Below are 26539 nucleotides of genomic sequence, written 5' to 3' on the forward strand. Positions count from 1 at the left end.
TCACGAACTCCTTGACTGTGGATTGCCGGGCAGGCGCCGGGGCGCCGTTCGAATGCGTCGGATGACAGCGACGAGACCGAGCGTTATCAGGATACTAGCCGCGCTGGCCGCGGCGAGCGGCAGCGTGCCCTCGCGAAGGGACGCCTCCGACGGCAGCCACGGCGAACCGGCCTCGCTCGGCGCCTCGGCCGGCGGCAGCGGCGGGATCGACACCTCGACCTCCTCCGGCACCGGCGCGGGCTCCGTGTCCCCCCGCCGGTACAGGCGGATCCACTCCGCCAGCTCGACGTCGACGAGCGGGTTGTCGGCCACGGCCGGCACGCTCGCCGACACGGCCTCGGCGGCGTCGACGAGGCCGTAGCCGTACTCGGGGTCGGGCACGCTCGTGCCCGGAACCCGATCGGCCGTCGCGATGATCCGGTTGATGACGTTGTCCGCATCGAGCTCCGGATGGGCGGATCGCACCAGCGCGGCGATCCCCGCGACGATCGGCGCCGCGCCGCTCGTCCCGTCCCACCGCATCAGCTGGCCGTCCGGCGCGACGCCGAGCAGGCCCTCGCTGGGCGCGACGACGCCGATCGTGATCCCCTGCGTCGAGGCCTCGACGCTGGCCTTGCCCTCCTGGTCGACGCCGCCGACCGCGAGCACGCCGGGGATCGTGGCGGGCGCGCCGACCACGTCGGTGCCGCTGCCGCGGTTGCCCGCGGCGACGACGATCACGACATCGTTCTCGAACGCGTGCAGGAACGCGTCGTCCCACGACTCGTCCCACGTGAGGGTGTTCGTCGTCCACGACAGGTTGATGATGTCGGCGCCCTGATCGACGGCCCACGTGATCGCCTCGGGCACCTGATCGACGAAGGGCACGGCGGCCGACGCACCGAACCCCACCGAGATGGACAGCAGCTCGGCCTCGGGGGCGACGCCGATGAACCCCGTGTCCGGCCCCGTTCCGCGGGCGGCCGCCATCGATCCGACCAGCGTGCCGTGGTTGCGGTCGCGGGCGCCGACCGGGGTGCGGCCGTCGGAGCTGCCGACGCCCGACACGTCCTTGCCGTCGACGACGACGCCGTTCAGCTCGGTCGGGCCGTTCGCGATGCCGGTGTCGATGACGGCGATGGTCGTGCCCGCGCCGCGCGTGGTCGCCCACGCGTCGGTGATGCCGTAGTCCTCCAGCCAGTACTCGGCCGCGCGCACCGGATCGGACGGGGTGGGCTCGGGACTGGGGGCGGGCGTGGGCGTCGCGGCGGCGCCCGTCACCAGCAGCACGGCCACGATCGCACCGGCGAGGGCGACCGGCACCCGCACGCGCGCTCGCCTAGCCGACATCCTCTGCCCCGTCCGCGTGCTCCCGCGCCGCGCCGGGGTGCGCGCACTCGCAGCGCTCGGGCGACCACGCCGACAGCGCCAGCGCCTCGTCACCGAGCGGGTTGACGCCCGGACCGGCGGCGAGCGCGTGCCCGACGAGGGCGTGCAGGCACTTCACGCGACGCGGCATGCCGCCCGCCGAGACGCCGGAGATCTCCGGCACGTCGCCGTACGGCGCGCGATCGGCCAGGTACGCCTCATGCGCGCGTGCGTATGCGGCGCGCAGATCGTCGTCCTCCGCCAGCCGCTCGTTCATGCCGACCATGACCTGGTCGGCCTCGAGCCGCGACATCTCGGCCGTGGCGGCCGGATGCGTGAGGTAGTAGAACGTGGGGAACGGCGTCCCGTCCGGCAGCCGCGGCGCGGTCGCCACGACGGTGGGGTTGCCGCAGGCGCAGCGCGCGGCGACGCCCACGACGCCGCGTGCGGGCCGGCCGAGCTGGTCCGAGACCACCCGGAGATCGGCATCGCGGACCGGTTCGAAGGGCGGGGTCGTCACGTGGCCAGGCTATAAGGGCTTCGCTGGCAATCGGCAGACACGCCCCGTCGCGACCGGACCGTTACGCTCAGCCTTCCGGCCCCACGGCCGTCTGCGTGAGCCCCGACGCGACCACCGAGCGCAGCAGCTGGCCCATCCAGTCGGCCCGCGCCTCCTCGACCTCGTCGCTGACGGGCTCCTCATCGCGCGGCAGCTCGGACTCGTCGAGGTCGTTGTCGATGATGTAGACGACCTCGCCGGGCCGCTCGTAGTAGAGCCGCTCGCGGGCCTGCGTCGTGATGTAGGCCGGGTCCTGCCAGCGCTCCTGCTCGGCCTCGAGGTCCGCGATCTCGTCGGCCGTGAGCTGCACGGCCTCCTCGAGCGCGGCGATCTTCTGCCGCTGCTCCACGAAGGTCCCCACCGTCGGCACGAGCACGAAGGCGCCCAGCACGACGAGCCCGAGCATGATGACGGTGAATCCGGAGACGCGCAGCCCGCCGAGCCAGTCGCGGGCGCTGGTCGCGCGGGGCGTCCGCCGCCGAACGCGGGAAGGGGGAGCCGATCCGGTCATCCGCTCCCCCTTCCGATCGTCGTGTGCGCTCAGCCCTTGAATCGGGGGTAGGCGCCGCGGCCCGCGAACACCGCCGCGTCGCCGAGCTCCTCCTCGATGCGCAGAAGCTGATTGTATTTCGCGACCCGGTCGCTGCGGGCGGGCGCGCCGGACTTGATCTGACCGCAGTTCACGGCGACCGAGAGGTCGGCGATCGTCGTGTCCTCGGTCTCGCCCGAGCGGTGCGACATCATCGCGGTGTAGCCCGCGTTGTGGGCCATCGCGACGGCGTCCAGCGTCTCGGTGAGGGTGCCGATCTGGTTCACCTTGACGAGCAGCGAGTTGGCCACGCCCTGGTCGATGCCGCGCTTCAGGCGCTCGGGGTTGGTGACGAACAGGTCGTCGCCCACGAGCTGCACCTTGCCGCCGATCGCGTCGGTGAGGGCCTTCCAGCCCTCCCAGTCGTCCTCGGCGAGCGCGTCCTCGATCGTCACGAGCGGGTAGTTCGCGAGCAGCTCCTCGTAGTAGCCGATGAGCTTCTCGCTCGACCACTGCTCGCCCTCGAACGTGTAGACGCCGTCCTGGAAGAACTCGGTGGCGGCCACGTCCAGGCCCACGGCGATGTCGGTGCCGGGAGTGAAGCCGGCCTTCTCGATCGCGCCGATGAGGAAGTCCAGGCCCTCGCGGTTGCTGGGCAGGTCGGGGGCGAAGCCGCCCTCGTCGCCGAGGCCCGTGGCGAAGCCGCCCGCGAGCAGCTCCTTCTTGAGCACGTGGTAGGTCTCGGCGCCCCAGCGCAGCGCCTCGGCGAACGACTCGGCGCCGTGCGGCACGAGGAAGAACTCCTGCATGTCGATGCCGTTGTCGGCGTGCTCGCCGCCGTTGATGACGTTGAGCGCCGGCACGGGCAGCACGTGCGCGTTCGGGCCGCCGAGGTAGCGGAACAGCGGCAGGTCGGCGCTGTCGGCCGCGGCCTTGGCGACGGCCAGGCTGACGCCCAGGATGGCGTTGGCGCCGACGCGCTTCTTGTTCGGGGTGCCGTCGACCTCCTTGAGCGTCGCGTCGATGACGCGCTGGTCGCTGGCGTCGAGGCCCTCGATGGCGGGGCCGAGCTCGTCGATCACGGCGTCGACGGCCTTCTGCACGCCCTTGCCGTTGTAGCGGTCCTTGTCGCCGTCGCGCAGCTCGTACGCCTCGAAGGCGCCGGTGGACGCGCCGGACGGGACGGCCGCGCGCTGCACGATCCCGTCGTCCAGCAGCACCTCCACCTCGACCGTGGGGTTGCCGCGAGAATCGAGAATCTCGCGAGCGCCAACTGCTTCGATCTGTGCCACGGGTGACTCCTCTGCACGTGGGGATGACCGGTTCCGATCCGCGTTTCAGCCTAGTCCCGCCCGGGGCGTGCCCGTGGCCGCCGCGACGGTATTCCGTTCGCATCAGACGACGAGGGCGACCGCGATGCCGTCCCAGCCCTTCGCGCCGACCGTCTGCAGCGCCGAGGCGTCGAAACGCGGGTCGGTGCCGAGCATCTCCAGCCCCTCTCGCGTGCCGCGCACGCGGGGATCGTCGGTGCCCGCGTCGACGATGTCCCCCGAGCGCCCGATGTTGTCGACGACGACGACCGTGCCGGGGTGCCCGAGCCGTGCCGCCCAGTCGAGGTAGAGCGTGTTGCGCTCCTTGTCGGCGTCGATGAAGACGAGGTCGAATCCGGGCACGAGCGTGGGCAGCACGTCGGCCGCGGCGCCGACACGGATGTCCACCCGCTCCCCCACGCCGGCGCGGTCGACGTTCTCGCGCGCGACGGCGGCGTGGGCCGGCTCGGCCTCGATCGTCACGACCTCGCCGTCATCGGGCAGGGCCCGCGCGAGCCAGATGGTCGAGTAGCCGCCGAGCGTGCCGATCTCGAGCACACGGCGCGCTCCCGCGATGCGGGCCAGCAGGTGCAGCAGCTTGCCGGCCGGGGGCGAGACCTCGATGTCGGGCAGCCCCGCGTCGCGCTGCGCGGCGAGCGCCGCCTCGAGCGCCGGGTCGTCGCCGACGAGCGTGTCGGTGAGGTAGCGGTCGGCGGCGGCCCACGCCGCGGGCGTCGATTCGGCCATGGGGACATCTCATCGCCGCCGCGCGGCACGGTCAAGCCCCGGCGGGCTCCACCGGAAGGCGCTCCTCGCGGAACGCGCCCGCCAGCACCATCGCGACGACGATGGCGGCGATGACGACCCACGCGACGACGCCGAGCGGCCCGACCACGGCCAAGTCGATCCGCTGTCCCGCGGCGGCGAGCACGACGACGATGCCGCCGACGGCGTTCATCGCACCGTGGGCGAAGACGGCCGGCCAGATCGATCCCGTGCGCAGGCGCGTCCACCCCAGCAGCACGCCCCACGCCACGCAGCCGCCGATCATGAGCAGCACGCCCGTGGCGTCGGTGCGGCCGAAGTTGTGTCCCAGCAGCGTGACGGGCGCGTGCCACAGCCCCCAGATCACGCCGCTGAAGAGCAGCGCCGGCCAGGTGCCCCAGGGCCGCAGCGCGGCGAGCAGCCAGCCGCGCCAGCCGATCTCCTCCCCGAAGGCGAGGAGCGCGTTGGGGATCACGGCGGCGAACGGCACGGCGATCAGCTGCGTCAGCACGACCGTGCCGAGCGGCAGCGCCGACGGATCCACGCCGGCGGCGGCCAGCTGCTCCGCGAAGCCCGAGAAGTGCGCGAGGTCGAGCTCGACGAGCCCGAACCAGGCCGACACCGCGACGACGAGCAGCGTGATGACGATGGGACCCAGCAGCGCCGCGACGGCGAAGCCGATCGTGCGGCCGACGGGCCGCAGGGGCCACACGCCGAGGAAGCGCCACACGTCGCGGCGCGGCACCTTCATGACGAGCACGACGATGAGGGTCGCGAGCGCCGGCGTCCACATCATCGCCGACACGAACACGGTGGCGATCGGCTGGGACGCGAGGTCGCCGATCCACAGCGGCATGGCCACCGCCCACGCGAGCAGCAGCACGAGGGCGGTGAACAGCGCGACCGCGTTCCACGGCACGCGCGCCTGCGGGGCCTCCTGCGTGGTCATCGGTCCGTCTCCCTCGATGCGTCGCCGTTCGCGCCCTCGCGGGCGATGAGTCCGTTCAGGAGGGCGGCGCCGGTCTCGGCGTCGTCGACCGTGACCGTGAAGGCCCGCCCGTCGGTGCGCCGCACCCGGATCGCCTCCCCCGTGCGCAGGATGACGCCCCAGCCCGCGTTGACGCTGTACCGCCATCCCCAGCCGCCGTACTCGCCCATCGGGTTGACCTGCACGACGGTGGCGGAGCGGATGCGCTCGCGCGGGATCCGCACGCGCGGCCAGCCCAGGGCCGAGCGCACCTCGAGCCCCGCGTCGTCGATCCGCACGCGGAAGACCGTGTTCGTGGCGACGAGGACGGCGAGGAGGACGAGCACCGCGACGGCGATGAGGATTCCCGCATCGGCCTCGCCGCCGATCTGCGCCCACGCCACGGTGACGGTGGCGGCCAGGGCGGCCACGATCAGGCTCCAGACGAGGATCAGGCCCGTCCGGCTCATCGACACCGTCTTGAGCCAGACGGCGTGCTCGGCCTCGCCGAGCGCGAGGGGCGAGGGCTCCTGCGGCGCGGCGTCGGTGCGCGGCGGCTCCACGACGACGCGCCACGCCGCGAGCGCGAGGAGCGCCCCGACGGCGAGCCCGACGAGCGCCCACCAGCCGGGCAGCGTCGCGTCGCGGGCGTCGTCGATCCCGATCTGCGGGACGAACGTCGCGAGCATAAGGCTGCCGAGGAAGCCGGTCTCGGCCCACACGATCGCGGCGAGCAGCCGGTAGCTCATCGGGCCGCCGCGGACGAGCTGGTCCGGTGCGGCGTCGGCGAGGTAGGGCGTCAGCGCCACGAGCAGCGTCACGACGAACCCGGTTCCGCCCGTGACCAGCGGCAGCAGCCACGGCGCACTGAACCCGTCCGGCTCCCCCGACAGACCCCAGTGCGAGGCGACCGGATCGGGCAACTGCGGCAGCAGGGCGAACTGGACGGTCATCAGGACGAGGAACACGGCCAGCGGGATGCCGATCGCGATGATCGCGTAGCGGCGCCTCGCGGCCTTCCTCGTGAGCGTCGCTGTCATGATGCCCCCTCCTTCTCGTGGTCGTGGCGGCCCGCCTCGCGCACGAGCGAGGCGAGGGTGTCGCGGTCGATGCCCAGCTCGTCCGCGCGGGCGGCGAGCCGCGTGATGTGCGGCAGCAGCACGGCGACGGCGGCACCGCGCTCGGCCACGATCGCTCCCCTGCCCGGCCGCATCGAGACGAGTCCCTCGTCGCGCAGCACCTGGTAGGCGTGCAGCACCGTGTGCAGGTTGACGTCGAGCGAGGCGGCGACGTCCTTGGCGGACGGGAGCCGCTCGCCCGCGGTCACGCGGCCGGCCGCGATGTCCGCGCGGATCGACGCGGCGAGCTGGGCGTACACGGGCTCGTCGCGCGTCGGGTCGATCCTCAGCAGCATGGCGGCCTCCTCGCGCTTATTCTAGTTGCAATAGAACAATGCAGTCAAAGCGGCCCGGCCATCTCGCCCCGATACACTCCCCCGCGTGGAGACGATCGCGCGGGGGTCCTGGTGGGAGGTCGGTCGGGCGTTCCTCAAGCTCGGAGTGACGTCGTTCGGCGGCCCCGTGGCACATCTCGGGTTCTTCCGCGCCGAGTTCGTCGAGCGGCGGCGCTGGCTCGACGACCGGTCGTACGCCGACCTCGTCGCGCTGTGCCAGTTCCTGCCCGGCCCGGCATCGAGCCAGGTGGGCTTCGCGGTCGGGCTGCTGCGGGCCGGGCCGCTGGGCGCGCTGGCCGCGTTCGTCGCCTTCACGCTCCCCTCGGCGCTGCTCATGGTCGCCTTCGCCTTCGGTGCGGCGCTGTTCCGCGGGCCCGTCGGCGAGGGCCTGCTGGACGGTCTCAAGATCGTGGCGGTCGCGATCGTGGCCCAGGCGGTGTGGGGCATGGCGCGCACGCTCACCCCGGATCGCACGCGGGCGGCGATCGCCGCCGGCGCCGCCGGCATCGCGCTGCTGGCGGCGGGCGCCACCGGCCAGGTCACCGCGATCGCCCTGGGCGCCGTCGTGGGCCTGCTGCTGTGCCGCCCCGCGGAGATTTCACCGGCGAACCGGCTGCGCGTTCCCGTCTCGCGCACGGCGGGGCTCATCGCGCTCGCGGTGTTCCTCGTCCTGCTCGTCGGCCTGCCGATCGCCGCGATCGCCGGCGATCCGGCGGTCTCCCTCGCGGATGCGTTCTACCGCGCCGGCGCCCTCGTGTTCGGCGGCGGGCACGTCGTGCTCCCGCTGCTGGAGGGCGAGGTCGTGACGACCGGATGGGTCTCGCCGGAGGAGTTCCTCGCCGGCTACGGCGTGGCCCAGGCCATGCCGGGCCCGCTGTTCACCTTCGCCGCCTTCCTCGGCGCCGTGAGCGACAACGGCGCCGGCGGTGGCCTCGGCGCTCTCGTCGCGCTGCTGGCGGTGTTCCTGCCCGGCTTCCTGCTGCTGGTCGCGGCCCTGCCGTTCTGGGCCGCGCTGCGCGGCAGCGCGAACGGCCAGGGCCTCATGAACGGCGCGAACGCCGCCGTCGTGGGCATCCTCGCCGCCGCGCTCTACGATCCGGTCTTCACCACCGCCGTCACCGATCCGGCCGCCTTCACGCTGGCGCTCGTGTGCTTCGTGCTGCTCGTCGCCTTCCGGCTGCCGCCGTGGGCCGTGGTGATCGTCGGCGCGGCCGGCGGCGTGCTCATCGGGGTGCTGCCGTGACCGAGCGCTACTCCGAGGCCTACGCCGCCGCGCACGGCCGCTTCACGGTGATCCCCGCCGCCTACGTCTTCCTCCGCCGCGCCGACGAGGTCCTGCTGCAGCTGCGCGAGGGCACCGGCTACTACGACGGTCACTGGGCCGCGGGGCCGCCGGGCACGTCGAACGGGGCGAGTCGGTGCTCGAGGCGGCCGCGCGCGAGGCGCTCGAGGAGTTGGGGGTCGCGGTCGATCCCGCCGATCTGCAGTTCCTCACCGTCGAGCACCGCACGGGCAACGGCGCGGCGATCGACGAGCGCGTCGATTTCTTCTTCGCCTGCGACCGCTGGAGCGGCGACCCGGCACTGCAGGAGGACAAGGCCGCCGACCTGCGGTGGTTCCCGCTCGCCGCGCTGCCCGATCCCGTCGTCCCGCACGAGCGGATCGTGCTGGATCGACTGCGCACCGGATCCCTCGACCCGGTGACGCCCGTCGGCTTCTGACCCGCCCGCGGGCCGGGCGGGGCGCTCAGCCGAGCGGCTTGAGCTCGAGCTCGGCGCGCGTCGCCCCGGCGGCGACCGACGCGAAGGCCGTGTAGCCGTCGGCCTCGGCGCGCGCGAGCAGGCCCTTGAGGTTCTTCGTGCGCCGCTCGAGGCGCACGCGCGACCCCTCGGCGACGAGCGCCGTCTTGAGAGCGACGAGCTCGGCGACCGGCACGTCCCTGTCGTGCACGAGCACGACGGCGGGGGCGGCATCCGGGTCGGCGAGCGCGACGAGGTCGACGATCCGCTCGAACCCGATCGAGAAGCCGACCGCCGGCACATCCTGGCCGAGGAAGCGGCCGATCATGCCGTCGTAGCGGCCGCCGCCGCCGAGCGAGTAGGTCACCGACGGGTGGGCGAGCTCGAAGATCGTGCCGGTGTAGTAGCCCATGCCGCGGACGAGGAACGGATCGAACACGAGGGGAGGCACTCCCCCGCGCGCGGCGGCGACGGCCTCGCCGATGCCCACGAGGTGCGCGATCACCTCGTCCGGCACACCCTCGGGCAGGGCGGCGCGGATCGCGTCCTGGCCGAACGCGGCCTGCGCGCCGGGCGCGCGGCCGAGGAACGCCTCGAACGCGTCGACGGCCTCGGGCGTCGCGCCGCGCTCGCGCAGCTCGGCGGTGACGCCGGCGGGGCCGATCTTGTCGAGCTTGTCGATCGTGATGAGCACGCCGGGGCGCTCCTCCGCGACGAAGCCGAAGACGTCGAGCATGGCGTCGAGCGCGCGGCGGTCGTTGATCCGCACCGTCGCGCCCTCCAGACGCAGCGCGTCGAGCGTGTCGAGCGACGCGACGATGAGCTCGGCCTCGGCGCGCGCGGTGTCGTCGCCGATGATGTCGATGTCGCACTGCAGGAACTGGCGGTAGCGGCCCTTCTGCGGCCGCTCGGCGCGCCACACCGGGGCGATCTGGATCGAGCGGAACACGCTCGGCAGCTCCGCGCGGTTCGTCGCGTAGAACCGGGCCAGCGGCACCGTGAGGTCGTACCGCAGGCCGAGGTCGGTCAGTGCGGCAGGGTCGTCGGCCGCCGCCCGGATGGCGTCGCCGTCGAGCCCGCGGCGCAGGATGTTGAACGCGAGCTTCTCGTTGTCGCCGCCGATCCCGGCGTGCAGGCGCCCGTACTCCTCGACGACGGGCGTCTCGATCTCGTCGAACCCGTGCGCACCGTAGCGCTCGCGGATGACGGCGAGCACGCGCTCGCGACGGGCCTTGTCGGCGGGGAGGAAGTCGCGCATCCCGCGCGGCGCATTCACAGAAGCCATAGCCCGACCATTCTCTCAGGTCCGGATCGCTCACAAATCCGCAAGTCTGTGCCGAATCCGCGCGTCCGAACGGCCGGACTCGACACAGACTTGAGGACTCAGGAGCGAGGATGGACGGGTGAGCGGATTCGGGGATGAGCTGAAGCGGACGGCCGACACCATGCGGCAGGTGCGGGAGCGGTGCGTGTGGACGCAGCGGATGACGCACGAGGAGCTCGTGCCGTACCTCATCGAGGAGTCGGCGGAGCTCGTCGACGCCGTCGAGCGCGGCGACCGCGCGGAGATGCGCGAGGAGCTGGGCGACCTGCTGTGGCAGGTGCTGTTCCACGCGGAGCTCGCCTCGCGCGACGATGACCCCTTCGACATCGACGACGTCGCCCGCGGGCTGAACGAGAAGATGATCCGCCGCCACCCGCACGTGTTCGGCGACGAGACGGCCGAGACGCCCGAGCGCGTGCTCGAGCTGTGGAACGCGGCCAAGGCGGCCGAGAAGCGCGACCGAACGTCGGTGCTCGACGGCGTGGCCGCAGGGATGCCGTCGCTCGCCCTCGCGCAGAAGCTGCTCGGCAAGGGCGCGCAGGTCGGCGTGGGCGCCGAGCTGCTCGAGGACATCGCCGCGGCCGAGGCCATCGAGCAGGCCGAGGGCGTCGAGGCCCTGCCCGCGAGCGAGGAGGAGCTCGGCGACACGCTGCTCGGGCTCGTCGCCCTCGCCCGCACCCGCGGCTGGGATGCTGAGCGCGCGCTGCGCGGCCGCGCCCGCGCCCTGGCCGACGAGATCCGCGCCGCCGAGTAGCCCGGCGGCGCGGATCGGGCGTCAGTCCAGCTGGCCCCTGAGCTCGTGCGGGTCGGGCTCGCCGCGCTCCGGCGCGGGCTCCTCGAGCCCCTCGGCCTGCAGCCGGCGGTGGTGACGCGCGCGCATCGATACGAGCACGGCCGCCATCGCCAAGGAGATGACCGACCCGCCGAGCACGCCGAGGATCGCCTCGTCCCGCAGCAGCGCGTCGTCCGCGAACGCCAGGTTCGCCATCAGCAGCGACACCGTGAATCCGATGCCTCCCAGGGCCGCGGCGGCGAGGATGTCCGGGAACGCGATCGAGACGGGCTCGCCCTTGGGGCGGATCCGCACCGCGATCCATCCGAACAGCCCGATGCCGATGAGCTTGCCGACGGGCAGCGCCACGAGGATTCCCCACAGCGCCGGAGACAGCTCGGACGGCGACACCTGCGGGATTGCGACGAGGGCCGCGAAGAAGGCGAAGATCGGAAGGATCAGCCCGTTGATCCAGGGCTCGAGCGCGTGGCGCGCGTGCATGCCCTCGTCCTGACGGATCGCGAGTCCCAGCATGACGCCGGCGATCGTCGCGTGGATGCCGCCGAGGTACACGAACGCCCACGCCGCGAGCCCGAGCACGACCATCGCGATCGTGAGGACGACGGTGTTGCGGTCGTTGCGGAACCGGCTCAGCACCGCGAAGGCCACGACGAACAGGATGCCGATGGCGAGGCTGCCGAAGTCGATGTCGTGGGCGAACAGGACGGCGATGAAGAGGATGCCGACGATGTCGTCGATGATCGCGAGCGCCAGCAGGAACACGCGGACCTTCGAGGGAAGGCCCCGGCCGAACATGGCGAGCACGCCGAGGGCGAAGGCGATGTCGGTGGCGGTCGGCACGGGCCAGCCGTCGCGGGTGGCGGGGTCGCCCGCGGCGAAGAGCAGGTAGACGCCGATCGGCACGAGCACGCCGCCCGCCGCGGCGATCGCGGGCTGGATGGCCTTGCGGGCGCTGTTGAGCTGGCCCTTCGTGAGCTCGTACTGCAGCTCGACGGCGACGCCGAAGAAGAAGATGGCGAGCAGGAAGTCGCTCACCCAGTGGGAGATCGACAGGTCGAGGCCGGTGCCGGGGACCGCCAGGTGCGCGTGGCTGGCCTCGATCACGGCGCCGCCGAAGGGGAGGTTGGCCACGATCAGGCCCAGCGCCGCGGCGCCGAGCAGGAGGAAGGCCGGGAAACGCTCGGAACGGAGGAGCTTCATCAGGTCCTTTCGGGGTGACGGAGCCGCGCGCTGACCGCGCGCGACGCCGACCAGACTTCCCGGCACACCACGTTCCACCCTACCCGGCGGTCGTGGTCGAGCCAGTCGGGGCCCTGTCAGGCACCGGGAAGAGCGCGTCGAGCAGCTGGGCGACCCAGCCGATGAGCGCCACGTCGTCGCCCGGCTCGATCCGGGTGGGCAGGGGCACGACCATCGCCTCTCCCCCGGACAGGATCTTCGCCCCGGGATACAGCCGCTGCACGCGCACCTTCATCGAGTCCGCGAGGTTCGCCGGTGCGATGCGCAGATTCTTGCCCATCGCGACGACGTCGGCCAGCCCGGCCTGCGCCGCGCGGCGACGCAGGCGCGCCACGCGCACGAGCCCCTGCACCTCGGCCGGCGGCTCGCCGTAGCGGTCCGTCAGCTCCTCGACGACGAGGTCGATCGCGTCGTCCGGTGCCGTCACGGCGGCGGCGGCCGAGAGCTTCTGGTACGCCTCGAGGCGCAGGCGCTCGCTGTCGATGTACGACTCGGGGATGCGCGCGTCCACGGGCAGCTCGAGCCGCAGCTCGGTCGGCCCCTCGGTCTCCTCGCCACGGAACGTCGCGACCGCCTCGCCGATCATGCGCAGGTACAGGTCGAAGCCGACGCCGGCGATGTGGCCCGCCTGCTCGGCGCCCAGCAGGTTGCCGGCGCCGCGCAGCTCGAGGTCCTTCATGGCCACCTGCGTGCCCGATCCGAGGTCGTTGTGCACCGCGATGGTCTGCAGTCGGTCGGCCGCCGTCTCGCTGAGCGGCTTGTTCTCGTCGTACACGAAGTACGCGTACGCGCGCTCGCGCCCGCGCCCCACGCGGCCGCGCAGCTGGTGCAGCTGGGCGAGGCCGTACTTGTCGGCGCGGTCGATGATGATCGTGTTCGCGTTGGCGATGTCGATGCCGGTCTCGATGATCGTCGTGCACACGAGCACGTCGAACTTGCGCTCCCAGAAGTCGTCGACGACCTGCTCCAGCTGGTGTTCGCCCATCTTGCCGTGCGCCACGGCTATGCGGGCCTCGGGTACGAGCTCGGCCAGGTGGGCCGCGACGGAGTTGATCGACTGCACCCGGTTGTGCACGTAGAACACCTGGCCCTCGCGCAGCAGCTCGCGGCGGATGGCGGCGGTCAGCTGCTTGTCGTTGCGCGGGCCGACGTACGACAGGATCGGGTGCCTGTCCTCGGGCGGCGTCGCCAGCGTCGACATCTCGCGGATGCCCGTCACCGCCATCTCGAGGGTGCGCGGGATGGGCGTCGCGCTCATCGACAGGATGTCGACGTTGGTCTTGAGCTTCTTGAGGGCGTCCTTGTGCTCGACGCCGAAGCGCTGCTCCTCGTCGACGATCAGCAGGCCGAGGTCCTTGAAGGTCACGCCCTCGGTGAGGATCCGGTGGGTTCCGATCACCATGTCGACCGATCCGTCGAGGAGGCCCTGGATCGTCTCGCGCGCCTCCTTGTCGGTCTGGAAGCGGCTGAGCGCCCTGACCTTGACGGGGAAGCCGGCGAAGCGCTCGGCGAACGTCTCGAGGTGCTGCTTGACCAGCAGCGTGGTCGGCACGAGCATGGCGACCTGCTTGCCGTCCTGGATCGCCTTGAACGCGGCGCGCACGGCGACCTCGGTCTTGCCGAAGCCCACGTCGCCCGACAGCAGGCGGTCCATCGGGACCGGGCGCTCCATGTCGCGCTTGATCTCGTCGATGGTCTGCAGCTGATCGGGCGTCTCCGCGAACGGGAACGCCTCCTCCAGCTCCCGCTGCCACGGCGTGTCGGGGCCGAACGCGTGGCCCTTCGCCGCCATGCGGGCCGAGTAGAGCTTGACGAGCTCGACGGCGATGTCGCGCACCGCCCTGCGCGCCCTGCTCTTGGCCTGCGACCAGTCGCTGCCGCCCATCTTCGACAGCTGCGGGCTCTCGCCGCCCACGTACTTCGAGAGCAGGTCGAGCTGATCCGTCGGCACGAACAGCTTGTCGCCGGGGTAGCCACGCTTGGACGGTGCGTACTCGAGCACGAGGTAGTCGCGCTCGGTCTTGACGGCGTTGCGGCCGCCGCTGGAGACCTGGCGCTTGGTCATCTCCACGAAGCGGCCGATGCCGTGGGTGGAGTGGACGACGAAGTCGCCGGGCTTGAGCTGCAGCGGGTCGACGACGTTGCGGCGCCGGCTCGCGAGCTTCTTGGGACCGCGGTTCGTGCCGCCGATCGTGCGGCCGTAGAACTCGTTCTCGCTGAGGACGGCCAGCCGCGCCTCGTCCGATTCGAACCCCTGCTCGATCGCGCCGCGCACGAGCGTGACGAGCCCCGACTCGGGCGTCTCGTCCAGCCTCTCGACGACGCGTGCCGCGATCCCGCGCTCCGAGAGCACGTCCCTGGCCCGCTCGATCAGGCCCGCGCCCTCCGCCACGACGACGACGGCCCAGCCCTCGCGCACGCGCGCGGCGATGTGCTCGGTCGCGCCGTCGACATTGCCGTGGAACGACGGCACGATCGAGCCGCGGATCCGCGTGCCCTCGGCGGCCTCGTGGTCCTCGCCGGCCTCGGCGAGCTCCGCCGCGATGTCGGCCGCGCCCGAGTCGAACGGGCTGAGCGTCCACCACACGCCGCCGCCGTCGCGCACGTCCTCGCGCAGCCGCCGGATCGTGAGGAAGTCGCCGCTGGCGAGGTCGACCGGCGCGCTCGCGCCGCTCGTCGCGGCGTTCCAGGCAGCCTCGAGGAACTCGCGGTTCGTCTCGGCGAGCGACAGCGCGCGCGTGACCGCGCGCTCCGGATCGACGAGCGCCACGGCGGCGCCCGGGGGCAGATAGCTCGCGAGCGAGACGAGCGGGCCCGCCACCACCGGCGTGAGGGACTCCATGCCCTCCGTCGGAATGCCCTCCGCCATGCGCTCCAGCAGCTGGGCGATGCCGGGCAGGCTCCCCTGCAGCGAACGGGCGCGCTCGCGGATCTCGTCGGTGAGCAGCAGCTCGCGGCTCGGCACGAGCTCGACCCGGGCGACGTCGCCGGGCAGCGACCGCTGGTCGGCCACCGAGAACGCGCGGATCTGGTCGACCTCGTCGCCGAACAGCTCGATGCGATACGGGTGCTCCGCGACGGGCGGGAACACGTCGAGGATGCCGCCGCGCACCGCGAACTCGCCGCGGCGCGAGACCATGTCGACGCGCGTGTACGCACGTTCGACGAGCGCCGCGACGATCTCGTCGAGGTCGTGCCCGCGCTCGCCCGTCGCGAGCACGATCGGCTCGACGTCGGCCAGACCGGCCGCGAGCGGCTGCACCGCGGCGCGCACGGAGGCGGTGACGACGACGGGCGAGGAGCCGTCCCACGCGGCCAGCGCGCGCAGCGTCGCGAGCCGCCGGCCCACGGTCTCGGCGCTCGGGCTCAGGCGCTCGTGCGGCAGGGTCTCCCACGCGGGGAAGCTCAGGACCGTCGCCTCGGGCACGAACGACTGCAGGGCCGCGCCCAGCGCATCGGCGCGGCGCCCGGTCGGCGCGATGGCCAGCAGAGCGCCGGGCCGGCCGGAGGCGGCACGGCGTGCGAGGAGCGCCGCGAGTGCCGGGGCGTCGAGCCCGTCGACGAGCGAGAAGTCGGCATCGACGCCGGCGTTCGCGACCGCGTCGCGGAAGGACTCGGAGCGGTCGAGGGCGCGCGAGATCCCGTGCACAGTCACCGATCAAGTCTACCGGGGCGCTCTTTTATTGGATCTGCGCGCGCTCGGGCACCCGCTGCGCGGGCGCCGCTCGCGTGCTTCGCTCGCACAGTGACCGGTTGCGCGGCGGCTGCTGCGTGGTCGCGCCCCACGGTTGCTGAACTTCAGCGGCGAAGCCGCGGAGATGAAGCGACCACCGCAACACCCCGCCGTCGCGTCAGGGCTTGGGGGCGTGGACCTTCTGCTGGGCCGCGACGAGGCCCTGCTCCACGATCAGCTCCACGGCATCGGCGGCATCGGCGATGAGGATCGGCAGCGTCTTGCGCTCGGCGACGCCGAAGGGATCGAGCACCCAGTCCGCGGGATCCTGCCGGCCGGGCGGGCGACCGATGCCCACCCGCACCCGGGCGAAGTCCGGCGTGTCCAGGGCCTTCGCCACATCGCGCACGCCGTTGTGGCCGCCGTGCCCGCCGCCGGACTTCAGGCGGATGGTGTCGAAGGGGATGTCGAGCTCGTCGTGGACGACGATGACCCGATCCGGATCGATCTTGAAGAACTTCGCGAGCGACGAGACGGGCCCGCCCGACACGTTCATGAACGAGTTTGGCTTGGCCGCGATGAGCTTGGGACCGCCGATGCGCAGGCGCCCCTCCGCCACGCGCGCGTTCGCCTGCCTCTGCTGCGTGAACGACGCGCTCATGCGGTCGGCGAGCTCGTCGACGACGAGCTGGCCGACGTTGTGCCGGGTCAGCTCATAGCGCGGGCCGGGGTTGCCGAGCCCGACGACCAGCCACGTCTCGGCCATGCGTCATCCTCCAGTGGACAGCGGAAGGGGGTGCGACAGAATCGTCGCACCCCCTTCCGGCAGGATCGGAATTACTCGCCCGACTCCTCGGCGCCCTCGGCCGCCTCGGCCTCGTCGGCGACCTCGCCGCGCGGCGTCGAGACGGCGACGACGAGCGTCTCGCCATCGGTCGCGAGGCTGGCGCCCTGCGGCAGCGTGACGTCGGCGGCCGTGATGTGCGAACCGTCCTCGAGACCCTCGACCGAGACCTCGATGTGCTCCGGGATGTGCGTGGCCTCCACCTCGACGGTCAGCGATGCCGTCTCGAGCGTGTGGATCGTGCCGGGAAAGGTCTCGCCGGTGATGACGATCGGAACGTCGACCTGGATCTTCTCGCCCTGCTGCACGACGATGAGGTCGACGTGCTCGATGATCTGGCGCACCGGGTCGCGCTGCACGTCCTTCACGAGGACGAGGTGCTGGGTCCCGTCGACCGTGAGGTCGATGAGCGCGTTCGCCTGGCGGACGATCAGCGCCGTCTCGTGGCCCGGCAGGGCGACGTGGATCGGCTCGGCGCCGTGGCCGTAGACGACGGCGGGGATCTTGCCGGCGGCGCGCAGGCGGCGGGCGAAGCCCTTGCCGAACTCCGTGCGGGTCTCGGCGGTCAGGGTGGCGTTCTCGGACATTGATGTTCTCCTCATGCACACGGCGATGCGGTGGCCGTGGTGGTCTGCTTTCTCGACTCGAACGCGACGCGTGAGGAGAGCCACGAGGCCCGCATCACCGCGTCGATCACGGACTCCGGAGCGCACGCGCACGAAGATCCCTCGCCGAGGTGCCTCCATGCTACCCGAACCGGCCTCCGGAACGGCAATCGCGCTCGCGGAGCCGATAGCCTGAGGGGGCGCCCCTGGTCGGGGCGTCCGTTCCGCGAAGGAGTCACCGCATGCTCGACGCTGCCGCTTGGTCGCACGTCATCACCTGGGTCATCGGCGGCGTGTCCGTCGTCGCCGCCGTCACGATCGTCGGCGCGTTCTTCTCCCTCGGCCGCTCCGGCTACCGCAAGGACTGATCGCCATGACCACTGCAGCCAACATCGGAGTCGTCGGACTCGCCGTGATGGGGTCGAACCTCGCGCGCAACCTCGCCAGCCGCGAGGGCAACACGGTGGCGGTGTACAACCGCAGCCGCTCCAAGACCGACGAGCTCGTCGCCGCGCACCCCGAGGCCGGGTTCCTGCCCGCGTACAGCTACGAGGAGTTCGCCGCGACGCTGTCGAAGCCGCGCACGGCGATCATCATGGTCAAGGCCGGCGGCCCGACCGACGCCGTCATCGAGGAGCTCGTGAAGGTGTTCGAGCCGGGCGACATCATCGTCGACGGCGGCAACGCGCTGTTCACCGACACGATCCGCCGCGAGAAGGCGGTGCGCGAGACGGGCATCAACTTCGTCGGCGCGGGCATCTCGGGCGGCGAGGAGGGCGCGCTGAACGGCCCCTCGATCATGCCGGGCGGATCGGACGAGTCGTGGGTCACGCTCGGCCCGATCCTGAAGTCCATCGCCGCGGTCGCGGAGGGCGAGCCGTGCGTGACGCACGTGGGCCACGACGGTGCCGGGCACTTCGTGAAGATGGTGCACAACGGCATCGAGTACGCCGACATGCAGCTGATCGCCGAGGCGTACGACCTCATCCGCCGCGGCACGGGCAAGAGCCCGGCCGAGATCGCGGACGTGTTCGCCGAGTGGAACACCGGCGAACTGGAGTCGTACCTCATCGAGATCACCGCCGAGGTGCTGCGCCAGGTCGACGCCGAAACCGGCAAGCCGCTCGTGGACGTGATCCTCGATCAGGCGGGCGCCAAGGGCACGGGCGCGTGGACGGTGCAGACCGCGCTGTCGCTGGGCGTGCCGGTCTCGGGCATCGCCGAGGCCACGTTCGCCCGGTCCCTGTCGTCGCACCCCGAGCAGCGTGAAGCCGCCGCGGACCTGCCCGGCCCCGACGAAGGCTTCCGGGTGGACGACGTCGACGCGTTCATCGAGGACGTGCGCCTGGCGCTGTTCGCCTCGAAGATCGTCGCGTACTCGCAGGGCTTCGACGAGATCCGCGCCGGCGCCGCCGAGTACGGGTGGAACATCGACCTCGGCGCGATCGCGAAGATCTGGCGGGCCGGCTGCATCATCCGCGCCCAGTTCCTCAACCGCATCAGCGACGCCTACGCCGAGGCCCCTGACCTGCCCGTGCTCATGACCGCGCCGTACTTCGTCGAGGTGTTCGGCCGCGCGCAGGCCGCGTGGCGGCGCGTGGTCGTCTCCGCCGCGCAGGCAGGGATCCCCTCCCCCGCGTTCTCGTCGTCGCTGGCGTACTACGACGGCATCCGCGCCGACCGCCTGCCGGCCGCGCTCGTGCAGGGACAGCGCGACTTCTTCGGCGCGCACACCTACAAGCGCATCGACAAGCCCGGCACCTTCCACACCCTCTGGTCGGCCGACCGCACCGAGATCGAGGCGGAAGACACCCACTGACGCGGGCCCCACCCCGTCCCCGACGTCCGGTCCGCTCAGGCGGGCCGGACGTTGTGGTTGCGGCGGAAGACGTTCTGCGGATCCCACGCTGCCTTCACGCGGCGCAGCCGCGACATCGTCTCGACGGGGTAGACCTTGACGACGAGCTCCGGCTCCGTCGCGTTGAGGAAGTTGCCGTAGACGCCATGACCGAGCGCCTCGATCGCGGCCCAGTCCGCCTCGACGCGGGCGCGCTCGGCGTCGTCGAGATGCGGCCCGTCGAAGGCGCCCGCCATGGCGAACCACCCCGCCTCGCGGGCGGGGAACGCCGTGGCCTCCGGCGCGACGTCGCCGTAGGCGCCGCCGAGCGAGCGGAGGAACAGCACCGATGCCGGCTGCGCCTCGCGGAACGCCGCCAGCCGGTCGATCGCGTCGTCGCCCAGCTCGGCGAGCAGCGTGTTGCCTCCGACGAAGCCCGGCGCCGGGCGCTCGGGATCGAAGGGCGGCATGTCGGCGAGGATCTCCGGGTACGACACCGGCCCGAACGCGACCTCCGTGATGCCGGGCAAGGCGAGCACCGGCGCGAGCAGCGCGCGCGCCGCCTTCTCGTCGCCGAGCCAGCACGCCGTGAGCGACGCACCGGGAGGCGCGCTCGGATCCATCGCCGGGACGTCCATGTACGTGACGGTGAGCTCGCGGGGCGCGCCGCGCATCACGTCGCGCACGGCCCGCAGCGTCTCCCGCGCGTCGCCGGCGAGCGCGAGCTCGATCCACACGACGCCCGGCAGCGGGTGCGCCTCGAAGTCGAAGCGGGTGACGACGCCGAAGTTGCCGCCGCCGCCGCGCAGCGCCCACATCAGCTCGGGCGCGGTCTCGTCCGAGACCTCCACCACGTCTCCGGAGGCCGTGACGAGCTGCGCGCCGACGAGCTGGTCGGCCGCCAGGCCCCACGCGCGCACCATCCAGCCGATGCCGCCGCCGAGGGTCAGCCCACCCACGCCCACCGACGCGGTGTCGCCCGAGCTGATGCCGAGCCGGTGCGGCGCGAGCGCGGCGGCCACCTCGCCCCACGTGGCGCCGCCGCCGATGCTCACGCGCGTGCCGTCGACCGAGACGTCGCGCAGCGCGGAGAGGTCGATCGTCACGCCGCCGGGCACGGCACCCCACGCGCTGTGGCCGCCGCCGCGCACGGTCACCGGCAGCCCGGCGCGGGCCGCATGCGCCACGGTGGCGCGGACGTCGTCGACGTCGGCGGCGCGGACGATGAGGTCGGGCTCTCCGATGCCGGAGTGGAACAGGCGGGCCGCATCCCACTCGGGGTCGGTCGCCGTGAGCACGGTGCCGGCGAGCCCGGCGCGCAGGTCGTCGATCGTGGTCATGGCACGGACGGTAGCGCCCACCTCCGACACGCGAACGACGGGGCCGGCCCCGCATGCGTCGCGGCTCAGCGCAGGGCGACGAGCCCGAGGTTGCCGAGAATGGCGAAGGCGACGCCCCACAGGATGATCGAGACGATCTGCCAGAAGATCACCTGATTGCGGCTGGCGCCGAACGAGACCATGAGGCCCGAGGTGATCTGGCTGGGCAGCAGCGTCTGGCCGAGCAGGCTGACGCCCGGCACGCCGAAGCGGTCGAACATCTTCTTGAAGCGCTGCTTGCGCGGCGACAGCTCCGGCTCCTCCTCGCCCGCGGCGCGCCCGGCCAGCACCTTCCGGCGCGCCCCCGCCCCGACGAAGACGAAGGCGAGCATCGAGACGACGTTCCCGACGATCGCGGCGAGCACCGCGACGACGGTCGGCACGCCGGCCAGCACGCCGATGAGCGTGCCGAAGTACGACTCGACGAACGGGATGGCGGACACGAGCATGACGCCCAGCCACTGCGCCCAGACGGGCAGGGAGTCGGTGAAGGCGACGAGCGCGTCGTACATGGGATCTCTCCTCGATGGGGGTGTAAAGTGACCTTGACATGACAAGCTTGCTTGACAATCTCGATAGTGTCAAGTGGGCTTTACACATGGATTCCGAGGAGAACGTGCGAAGCAGGGTCAGAGAGCTGCGCGGCGAACGCGGGCTGTCTCAGCAGGCGCTGGGCGACGCGCTGGGCGTCTCGCGGCAGACGATCAACGCGATCGAGACGGGCCGGTACGACCCGTCGCTCACGCTCGCGGTGCACCTGGCGCGCTACTTCGGCGCGCCCGTGGAGGAGGTCTTCGATGTCGATGGATGAGCAGGGATCGCGGGATCGGGCACGCGGACGCCGCCGGTGGCCCATCTCGATCCTCAACACCGTGATCTACGGCGCGATGACGCTGTTCGGCGTCTGGCTCATCGTGGTCGACAGGATCGGGCCCGGCGTCATCCTGATCGTGGCCGCCGTGCTCGGCGCCCTCGCATCGGCCTTCGCGCGGCGGCGCGGATCGGGCGACCTGGAGCGCGTGAACGCGCTCGAGTTCGCGGACGAGCGCGATCGCGCCGCGGCCGGCAAGGCGCTCGCCACGGTCGGCGTCGCCGCGCTCCTCGCGTCGATGGCGCAGTTCGTCGTCGCGATCATCGTCGACGATCCGCTGTTCTCGCTGATGAGCGCCGCGGTACTCCTGTTCCTGGCGATCGTCTGGCTCGTCGCGAACTGGTACTTCGTCCGCCGCGGCTGAGCGCGGGGGTTCACAGCGGGGGCATAGGCGGCACCATAGGAAACCCATAGGTGCGGGCGCAGAATGGGTGCCATGACGACCCCGCAGCCCGCCCTCACCCGCGCCGACGGCTCGCCCGTCCGCGTGCTCGTCGTCGACGACGAGCAGATGCTCACCGACCTGCTCTCGATGGCGCTGAAGATGGAGGGCTGGGACGTGCGCGCCGCCTCCAGCGGGTTCGACGCGCTGCAGGCCGCCCGCGAGTTCGAGCCCGACGCGATCGTGCTCGACATCATGATGCCCGACCTCGACGGACTGGCCGTGATGCAGCGACTGCGCCAGGCGGGCGACGACGTTCCGATCCTGTTCCTCACGGCCAAGGACGCCGTCGCCGACCGGGTGGCCGGGCTGACGGCGGGCGGCGACGACTACGTGACCAAGCCGTTCAGCCTGGAGGAGGTCGTGGCGCGGCTGCGCGCGCTGATGCGGCGCGCCGGGGTGCAGACGGCGGACGCCGAGCCGATCCTGCGCGTCGCCGACCTCACGCTCAACGAGGACAGCCACGAGGTCGAGCGCGGCGGCGAGCCCATCGAGCTGACCGCCACGGAGTTCGAGCTGCTGCGCTACCTCATGCGCAACCCGCGCCGCGTGCTCTCGAAGGCGCAGATCCTGGATCGGGTGTGGCAGTACGACTTCGGCGGCAAGTCGAGCGTCGTCGAGCTGTACATCTCGTACCTGCGCAAGAAGATCGACGCCGGGCGCGAGCCGCTGATCCACACGATCCGCGGCGCCGGCTACATGATCAAGGCGCCGCAGTGACCGACGCGGCCGACGACACCCGGGCGGGGGCACCGCCCGGCCCCCCGCGGCCCGGCGACGCCGCGCTCCACGGCGCCGACGCCCCGGCGACCGGCACCGTCTCGTCCGGGCGGGCGCCTATGTCGTTCCAGACCAAGCTCATGCTCACGGTCTTCACGATCGTGGCGCTGATCCTCGTCGTCGTCTCGGCCGTCATGAGCCTCGTGCTCGGCCGCGTGCTCGAGTCGTCGCTCTCGCAGCAGGTCGAGTCGCTCGCCGACAGCGCGTCGTCGTGGGTCTCACCGGGGCAGGACGCCGCCTCGCAGCTCGCCAGTGCGCGCACCTTCCCCGGCACGATCCTCATCGTGCTCTCCACGACGAACGGGACGATCTCCGGGGCGATCAGCGACGGCCCGCGCGTGACGGGCCTCAGCACGGCTCAGCTCGCCGACGCCCGGAGCACGCGTAGCGAGACCGCGACCACGGTCACGATCGCCGGGGAGGGCGAGTTCCGGATCGCCTCCGGCCAGGTGCCCGGCGGCGTCTACCTGATCGGCGTGTCCACCTCCGGCGTGCGGGCCACCGTGGGGCAGATGCTCTCGACGATCGCGTTCGTCACGGCGGGCGGCCTGCTCGTGCTCGGCGCGGCCGTCACCGCCGTCATCCACCGCGGACTGCGTCCCCTGCGCGCCGTCGCCGACACCGCCACCCGCGTCGCCCGCCTCCCCCTGCACGCCGGCGCCGTCTCGATCGACGAGCGCGTGCCGGCGGACCAGGCCGACCCCCGCACGGAGATCGGGCAGGTCGGCGCCGCGCTCAACACGCTGCTCGATCACGTCGACTCCTCGCTCGACGAGCGCCAGCGCAACGAGGAGCGGATGCGGCGCTTCGTCGCCGACGCGAGCCACGAGCTGCGCACGCCGCTGGCGTCGATCCGGGGCTACTCCGAGCTGTCGCTGCGCGATCCGGCGCTGTCGGACACGACCGGGCAGTCGCTCGAGCGCATCCAGGCGCAGTCGATCCGCATGACGAGCCTCGTCGAGGATCTGCTGCTGCTGGCGCGGCTCGACGAGGGCACCGAGATCGTCGTGGGGGCCGTGGATCTCACACAGGTGGCGGTGGAGGCGCTCGCGGATCAGCAGGTGGCCGCGCCCGACCACGAGTGGCAGGCGGAGGTGCCCGACGATCCTGTCGTCGTCGCGGGCGATGCCGCCCGGCTGAGCCAGGTCGTCCTGAACCTGCTCGCCAACGCCCGCACCCACACGCCGGCGGGAACCGCGGTCACGCTGCGCATCGCCCGCGAGGGCAGCGGAGGCGCGACCCGCGCCGTGCTGCAGGTGCACGACGATGGCCCCGGCATCGACCCCGCGCTGCAGAAGGAGCTGTTCGCGCGCTTCGCCCGCGGCGACGTCTCCCGCGCCCGCAAGACGGGCGGCACGGGCCTGGGACTCGCGATCGCGAAGGCCATCGTCGAGGCCCACCACGGCACCATCACGGTGCGCAGCGAGCCGGGCGACACGACCTTCGAGGTGCGTCTGCCCGCCCGGCCGGCCTGAGCCGACCGAGCGCACGAGCCGGGGGCGAAAGGAAGGACTACGCCGCGCCGTCGAACATGCTCGTGACGGAGCCGTCGTCGAAGACCTCTCGGATGGCGCGGGCCAGCAGCGGGGCGCTCGAGAGCACCGTGAGCTTCTCGAAGCGGCGCTCCTCGGGCACCGGCACGGTGTCGGTCACGACCACTCGGTCGATCGCGTCGTCCTGCAGACGCTCGGAGGCGGGGTCGCTGAAGATCGCGTGCGTGGCGCCGACGATCACCTTGCGGGCGCCGTTCTCCTTCAGTGCCTGCGCGGCCTTCACGATGGTGCCGGCCGTGTCGATCATGTCGTCGACGAGCAGGCAGGTGCGGCCCGCGACCTCGCCGACGATCTCGTGCACGGTCACCTGGTTGGCGACCTTCGGGTCGCGGCGCTTGTGGATGATCGCCAGCGGCGCGTTCAGCGAGTCCGACCACTGGTCGGCCACGCGCACGCGGCCCATGTCGGGCGAGACCACCGTGAGCGTCTCGCGCTCCTCGTCGGTGATCGTCTCGCGGAAGTGGCTGAGCAGCACGGGCTTGGCGAACAGGTGGTCGACGGGACCGTCGAAGAAGCCCTGGATCTGCGAGGCGTGCAGGTCGACGCTCATGATCCGGTCGGCGCCCGCCGTGGCGATGAGATCGGTGACCAGGCGCGCCGAGATCGGCTCGCGGCCGCGCCCCTTCTTGTCCTGGCGCGAATACGGGTAGTACGGCAGCACGACCGTGACGCGCTTGGCCGAGGCGCGCTTGAGCGCGTCGAGCATGATGAGCATCTCCATGAGATCCTCGTTCACGTTCGCGCCGAACGACTGGATGAGGAACACGTCGCTGCCGCGCATCGACACCTCGAAGCGCGTGTAGATCTCACCGGAGGCGAAGGTGCGGTGCTCGGTCGGGGCGACCTGGATGCCCAACTGCGCCGCGACGGCCTGCGCGAGCTCGGGATGCGAGCGGCCGGTCACCACCACGAGACGCTTCTTCGTCTTCGCGACGACGCCCGGGGCGATGCCCCGCTCGCGGTCGAGTTCAACCTTCTTCTGCTTCTGAGCCACCGGCCGCCTCTTCTGCTTCGCGGGCCTGCCGCGCGGCGTCTGCCGCGGCGGTGCCCGCTCTGTTCTTCTCGACCCACCCCAGGGAATTGCGCTGGGGAGCCACGCTGAGCGCGAGCGCTCCGGCCGGGACGTCCTTGCGGATGACGGCCCCGGAACCCGTCTTCGCGCCGACCCCGAGTCTAACGGGCGCCACGAGGTCGTTGTGCGTGCCGGTGTGCACGTGGTCCTCGATGACCGTGCGGTGCTTTTTCACGTCGTCGTAGTTGGCGGTGATGGTGCTGGCGCCCAGGTTCACGTGCCGCCCGATGGTCGCGTCACCCACGTACGACAGGTGCGGCACCTTGCTGCCGTCGCCGATCTGCGAGTTCTTGCTCTCCACGAAGGTGCCGATCTTGCCGCCCTCGCCGAGCGTCGTGCCCGCGCGCACGTAGGCGAACGGCCCGACGGTGCTGCGCGGCCCGAAGACGGCGAGTGTGGCGTCGGAGCGGCGGATGACCGCGTCCTCGCCCACCTCGCAGTCGGCCAGCGACGTGTCGGGGCCGATCGTGGCGCCCTCGGCCACGGTCGTCGCCCCGAGCAGATGCGTGTTCGGCAGGATCGTGACGTCCTGCGCGAGCGTGACGGTGTCGTCGATCCACGTCGTCGCCGGGTCCTGGATCGTGACGCCCTCCAGCTGCCAGCGCCGCACGATCCGCTCGTTCAGGATCCGGGCCGCCTCCGACAGCTGGGCGCGGTCGTTCACGCCGAGCGCGACGCGCGCGTCGGCCGCGACACTCGCGGCGACGCTGCGACCGGCCTCGCGCAGCAGGCGCACGACGTCGGTGAGGTACAGCTCGCGCTGCGCGTTGTCGGCGCTCAGCAGCGGCAGGCTCTCGCGCAGACCCGCGGCGCGGAAGACGTACACGCCGGCGTTGATCTCGCCGATCGCGCGCTCGTCGTCGCCGGCGTCCTTGTGCTCCACGATCCGCTCGACGGTGCCGTCGGCCCCGCGCACGATCCGGCCGTATCCGGTGGCGTCCTCGAGCAGCGCGCTCAGCACCGTGGCCTCCGCCTGCGCGGTGCGGTGCTCGGCGATGAGGGCCGACAGCGCCTCGGCGTCGAGCAGCGGCACGTCACCCGAGAGCACGAGCACGTCGCCGTCGAAGTCGGCCGGCAGCGCGTCGACCGCCAGCTGCACGGCGCGACCCGTTCCGGGCACGTCGTCCTGGTCGACGACGGCGACGCCCGGGTGCGACGACACGGCCTCGACGACGAGGTCGCGCTCGTGGCGCACGACCACCTCGATCAACTGCGCGCCGAGGGCCTCGGCGGTATGCAGCACGTGCCCGACGAGGGGCCTGCCCCCGATCCGGTGGAGCACCTTCGGGGTCCGCGACTTCATGCGCGTGCCCTGCCCCGCGGCCAGCACGACGATCGCCAGATTCTCGTGGTTCATGCTCCGCCACCAGGATTCGAACCTGGTCCTCACAGCTCCAAAGGCTGTCGTGCTGCCGTTACACCATGGCGGACCCGCGGCCGCGCGGACCGCGGCAACAG

The 26539-nt window shown here is 72.2% G+C and carries 26 protein-coding genes and 1 tRNA gene; 9 read left to right on the plus strand and 18 right to left on the minus strand.

What is annotated here, in order from left to right; genetic code table 11:
- The 8 genes from ACWDR7_RS03760 to ACWDR7_RS03795 form a co-directional block, all read right to left on the minus strand.
- Positions 1-1329 carry a S8 family serine peptidase gene (locus tag ACWDR7_RS03760; RefSeq protein ID WP_449853594.1) on the minus strand — a complete coding sequence of 443 codons (1329 nt, stop codon included), beginning with the start codon at positions 1327-1329 and terminating at the stop codon, positions 1-3.
- Positions 1319-1867: a DUF501 domain-containing protein gene (locus tag ACWDR7_RS03765; RefSeq protein WP_449853595.1), complete on the minus strand. Its 549-nt coding sequence runs from the start codon at positions 1865-1867 to the stop codon at positions 1319-1321. Before ACWDR7_RS03765 ends, ACWDR7_RS03760 begins: the two co-directional genes overlap by 11 nt.
- Before the next feature lie 67 nt (positions 1868-1934).
- Positions 1935-2417: an FtsB family cell division protein gene (locus ACWDR7_RS03770; RefSeq protein WP_449853596.1), complete on the minus strand. Its 483-nt coding sequence runs from the start codon at positions 2415-2417 to the stop codon at positions 1935-1937.
- 29 nt (positions 2418-2446) lie between these two features.
- Positions 2447-3727: a phosphopyruvate hydratase gene (gene eno / locus ACWDR7_RS03775; protein ID WP_449853597.1), complete on the minus strand. Its 1281-nt coding sequence runs from the start codon at positions 3725-3727 to the stop codon at positions 2447-2449.
- Positions 3728-3829: 102 nt separating this feature from the next.
- A complete protein-coding gene (locus tag ACWDR7_RS03780; RefSeq protein ID WP_449853598.1) occupies positions 3830-4492 on the minus strand; it encodes an O-methyltransferase in 663 nt (220 codons plus the stop codon).
- Between the two features lie 31 nt (positions 4493-4523).
- Complete coding sequence (locus ACWDR7_RS03785) at positions 4524-5459, minus strand: CPBP family intramembrane glutamic endopeptidase (RefSeq protein ID WP_449853599.1); 936 nt, start codon at positions 5457-5459, stop codon at positions 4524-4526.
- The gene (locus ACWDR7_RS03790) at positions 5456-6517 is read right to left on the minus strand and encodes a DUF1648 domain-containing protein (protein ID WP_449853600.1); all 1062 of its coding nucleotides are present in this window, start codon (positions 6515-6517) and stop codon (positions 5456-5458) included. The genes ACWDR7_RS03785 and ACWDR7_RS03790 overlap by 4 nt, the downstream gene beginning before the upstream one ends.
- The gene (locus ACWDR7_RS03795) at positions 6514-6891 is read right to left on the minus strand and encodes a GntR family transcriptional regulator (RefSeq protein ID WP_449853601.1); all 378 of its coding nucleotides are present in this window, start codon (positions 6889-6891) and stop codon (positions 6514-6516) included. Before ACWDR7_RS03795 ends, ACWDR7_RS03790 begins: the two co-directional genes overlap by 4 nt.
- 85 nt (positions 6892-6976) lie before the next feature.
- Between ACWDR7_RS03795 and chrA the strand changes: the two genes are divergently transcribed.
- Both chrA and ACWDR7_RS03805 read left to right on the plus strand, forming a co-directional pair.
- Positions 6977-8173: a chromate efflux transporter gene (chrA, locus tag ACWDR7_RS03800; protein WP_449853602.1), complete on the plus strand. Its 1197-nt coding sequence runs from the start codon at positions 6977-6979 to the stop codon at positions 8171-8173.
- Between the two features lie 175 nt (positions 8174-8348).
- The gene (locus ACWDR7_RS03805; protein WP_449853603.1) at positions 8349-8651 is read left to right on the plus strand and encodes an NUDIX domain-containing protein; all 303 of its coding nucleotides are present in this window, start codon (positions 8349-8351) and stop codon (positions 8649-8651) included.
- Between the two features lie 25 nt (positions 8652-8676).
- On the opposite strand, the gene hisS is transcribed toward ACWDR7_RS03805, so the two are convergent.
- Positions 8677-9954 (minus strand): histidine--tRNA ligase, encoded by a 1278-nt coding sequence (gene hisS, locus ACWDR7_RS03810; protein ID WP_449853604.1) that lies wholly within the window; start codon positions 9952-9954, stop codon positions 8677-8679.
- 160 nt (positions 9955-10114) lie between these two features.
- Here hisS and ACWDR7_RS03815 point away from each other — a divergent pair, with 160 nt between their 5' ends.
- Positions 10115-10747, plus strand: a complete 633-nt coding sequence (locus ACWDR7_RS03815; protein ID WP_449853655.1) for a MazG family protein — start codon at positions 10115-10117, stop codon at positions 10745-10747.
- Positions 10748-10768: 21 nt separating this feature from the next.
- Here ACWDR7_RS03815 and nhaA read toward each other — a convergent pair whose 3' ends face one another.
- The 4 genes from nhaA to ACWDR7_RS03835 all read right to left on the minus strand — a co-directional run bounded on the left by nhaA (position 10769) and on the right by ACWDR7_RS03835 (position 17129).
- Positions 10769-11986, minus strand: a complete 1218-nt coding sequence (gene nhaA, locus ACWDR7_RS03820) for a Na+/H+ antiporter NhaA (RefSeq protein WP_449853605.1) — start codon at positions 11984-11986, stop codon at positions 10769-10771.
- A 79-nt stretch (positions 11987-12065) separates the two neighbouring features.
- Positions 12066-15680 (minus strand): transcription-repair coupling factor, encoded by a 3615-nt coding sequence (gene mfd / locus ACWDR7_RS03825; RefSeq protein ID WP_449853606.1) that lies wholly within the window; start codon positions 15678-15680, stop codon positions 12066-12068.
- Between the two features lie 196 nt (positions 15681-15876).
- Positions 15877-16464 carry an aminoacyl-tRNA hydrolase gene (gene pth, locus ACWDR7_RS03830; RefSeq protein WP_449853607.1) on the minus strand — a complete coding sequence of 196 codons (588 nt, stop codon included), beginning with the start codon at positions 16462-16464 and terminating at the stop codon, positions 15877-15879.
- A 71-nt stretch (positions 16465-16535) separates the two neighbouring features.
- On the minus strand, positions 16536-17129 hold the full coding sequence (locus ACWDR7_RS03835) for a 50S ribosomal protein L25/general stress protein Ctc (RefSeq protein WP_449853608.1): 594 nt from the start codon (positions 17127-17129) through the stop codon (positions 16536-16538).
- A 260-nt stretch (positions 17130-17389) separates the two neighbouring features.
- Between ACWDR7_RS03835 and ACWDR7_RS03840 the strand changes: the two genes are divergently transcribed.
- Together ACWDR7_RS03840 and gndA are read left to right on the plus strand one after the other, a co-directional pair.
- A complete protein-coding gene (locus ACWDR7_RS03840; RefSeq protein WP_449853609.1) occupies positions 17390-17515 on the plus strand; it encodes a hypothetical protein in 126 nt (41 codons plus the stop codon).
- 5 nt (positions 17516-17520) lie between these two features.
- On the plus strand, positions 17521-18966 hold the full coding sequence (gndA, locus tag ACWDR7_RS03845) for an NADP-dependent phosphogluconate dehydrogenase (protein WP_449853610.1): 1446 nt from the start codon (positions 17521-17523) through the stop codon (positions 18964-18966).
- 35 nt (positions 18967-19001) lie between these two features.
- On the opposite strand, the gene ACWDR7_RS03850 is transcribed toward gndA, so the two are convergent.
- Entirely contained in the window at positions 19002-20324 is a 1323-nt protein-coding gene (locus ACWDR7_RS03850) for an FAD-binding oxidoreductase (protein ID WP_449853611.1), read from the minus strand.
- 65 nt (positions 20325-20389) lie between these two features.
- Positions 20390-20875 (minus strand): hypothetical protein, encoded by a 486-nt coding sequence (locus tag ACWDR7_RS03855; protein WP_449853612.1) that lies wholly within the window; start codon positions 20873-20875, stop codon positions 20390-20392.
- Between the two features lie 86 nt (positions 20876-20961).
- Here ACWDR7_RS03855 and ACWDR7_RS03860 point away from each other — a divergent pair, with 86 nt between their 5' ends.
- The 4 genes from ACWDR7_RS03860 (at position 20962) to ACWDR7_RS03875 (ending at position 23931) form a co-directional block, all read left to right on the plus strand.
- The gene (locus tag ACWDR7_RS03860) at positions 20962-21174 is read left to right on the plus strand and encodes a helix-turn-helix transcriptional regulator (protein WP_449853613.1); all 213 of its coding nucleotides are present in this window, start codon (positions 20962-20964) and stop codon (positions 21172-21174) included.
- Positions 21161-21598, plus strand: a complete 438-nt coding sequence (locus tag ACWDR7_RS03865; RefSeq protein WP_449853614.1) for a hypothetical protein — start codon at positions 21161-21163, stop codon at positions 21596-21598. The genes ACWDR7_RS03860 and ACWDR7_RS03865 overlap by 14 nt, the downstream gene beginning before the upstream one ends.
- Before the next feature lie 72 nt (positions 21599-21670).
- Complete coding sequence (locus ACWDR7_RS03870; RefSeq protein ID WP_449853615.1) at positions 21671-22396, plus strand: response regulator transcription factor; 726 nt, start codon at positions 21671-21673, stop codon at positions 22394-22396.
- A complete protein-coding gene (locus tag ACWDR7_RS03875) occupies positions 22393-23931 on the plus strand; it encodes a sensor histidine kinase (RefSeq protein ID WP_449853616.1) in 1539 nt (512 codons plus the stop codon). The genes ACWDR7_RS03870 and ACWDR7_RS03875 overlap by 4 nt, the downstream gene beginning before the upstream one ends.
- Before the next feature lie 37 nt (positions 23932-23968).
- Here the strand turns inward: ACWDR7_RS03875 and ACWDR7_RS03880 are convergent, their stop codons facing one another.
- The 3 genes from ACWDR7_RS03880 to ACWDR7_RS03890 all read right to left on the minus strand — a co-directional run bounded on the left by ACWDR7_RS03880 (position 23969) and on the right by ACWDR7_RS03890 (position 26511).
- Positions 23969-25003 carry a ribose-phosphate diphosphokinase gene (locus ACWDR7_RS03880; protein ID WP_449853617.1) on the minus strand — a complete coding sequence of 345 codons (1035 nt, stop codon included), beginning with the start codon at positions 25001-25003 and terminating at the stop codon, positions 23969-23971.
- Entirely contained in the window at positions 24978-26438 is a 1461-nt protein-coding gene (gene glmU / locus ACWDR7_RS03885; RefSeq protein WP_449853618.1) for a bifunctional UDP-N-acetylglucosamine diphosphorylase/glucosamine-1-phosphate N-acetyltransferase GlmU, read from the minus strand. Before glmU ends, ACWDR7_RS03880 begins: the two co-directional genes overlap by 26 nt.
- A gap of 1 nt (position 26439) precedes the next feature.
- Positions 26440-26511: transfer RNA gene (locus ACWDR7_RS03890), tRNA-Gln, on the minus strand.
- Positions 26512-26539: the final 28 nt, after the last annotated feature.

This window comes from Microbacterium sp. NPDC003461, assembly GCF_053588335.1.

Bases quoted from the DNA above. Each gene is read 5' to 3' on its own strand.
- ACWDR7_RS03770 (WP_449853596.1), bottom strand. From the start codon at position 2,417: ATGACCGGATCGGCTCCCCCTTCCCGCGTTCGGCGGCGGACGCCCCGC.
- ACWDR7_RS03865 (WP_449853614.1), top strand. From the start codon at position 21,161: ATGTCGATGGATGAGCAGGGATCGCGGGATCGGGCACGCGGACGCCGC.
- nhaA (WP_449853605.1), bottom strand. From the start codon at position 11,986: ATGAAGCTCCTCCGTTCCGAGCGTTTCCCGGCCTTCCTCCTGCTCGGC.
- ACWDR7_RS03795 (WP_449853601.1), bottom strand. From the start codon at position 6,891: ATGCTGCTGAGGATCGACCCGACGCGCGACGAGCCCGTGTACGCCCAG.
- ACWDR7_RS03790 (WP_449853600.1), bottom strand. From the start codon at position 6,517: ATGACAGCGACGCTCACGAGGAAGGCCGCGAGGCGCCGCTACGCGATC.
- ACWDR7_RS03840 (WP_449853609.1), top strand. From the start codon at position 17,390: ATGCTCGACGCTGCCGCTTGGTCGCACGTCATCACCTGGGTCATCGGC.
- ACWDR7_RS03815 (WP_449853655.1), top strand. From the start codon at position 10,115: ATGCGGCAGGTGCGGGAGCGGTGCGTGTGGACGCAGCGGATGACGCAC.
- ACWDR7_RS03835 (WP_449853608.1), bottom strand. From the start codon at position 17,129: ATGTCCGAGAACGCCACCCTGACCGCCGAGACCCGCACGGAGTTCGGC.
- ACWDR7_RS03760 (WP_449853594.1), bottom strand. From the start codon at position 1,329: ATGTCGGCTAGGCGAGCGCGCGTGCGGGTGCCGGTCGCCCTCGCCGGT.
- gndA (WP_449853610.1), top strand. From the start codon at position 17,521: ATGACCACTGCAGCCAACATCGGAGTCGTCGGACTCGCCGTGATGGGG.
- ACWDR7_RS03780 (WP_449853598.1), bottom strand. From the start codon at position 4,492: ATGGCCGAATCGACGCCCGCGGCGTGGGCCGCCGCCGACCGCTACCTC.
- ACWDR7_RS03860 (WP_449853613.1), top strand. From the start codon at position 20,962: ATGGATTCCGAGGAGAACGTGCGAAGCAGGGTCAGAGAGCTGCGCGGC.
- glmU (WP_449853618.1), bottom strand. From the start codon at position 26,438: ATGAACCACGAGAATCTGGCGATCGTCGTGCTGGCCGCGGGGCAGGGC.
- pth (WP_449853607.1), bottom strand. From the start codon at position 16,464: ATGGCCGAGACGTGGCTGGTCGTCGGGCTCGGCAACCCCGGCCCGCGC.
- hisS (WP_449853604.1), bottom strand. From the start codon at position 9,954: ATGGCTTCTGTGAATGCGCCGCGCGGGATGCGCGACTTCCTCCCCGCC.
- ACWDR7_RS03870 (WP_449853615.1), top strand. From the start codon at position 21,671: ATGACGACCCCGCAGCCCGCCCTCACCCGCGCCGACGGCTCGCCCGTC.
- ACWDR7_RS03855 (WP_449853612.1), bottom strand. From the start codon at position 20,875: ATGTACGACGCGCTCGTCGCCTTCACCGACTCCCTGCCCGTCTGGGCG.
- ACWDR7_RS03785 (WP_449853599.1), bottom strand. From the start codon at position 5,459: ATGACCACGCAGGAGGCCCCGCAGGCGCGCGTGCCGTGGAACGCGGTC.
- ACWDR7_RS03850 (WP_449853611.1), bottom strand. From the start codon at position 20,324: ATGACCACGATCGACGACCTGCGCGCCGGGCTCGCCGGCACCGTGCTC.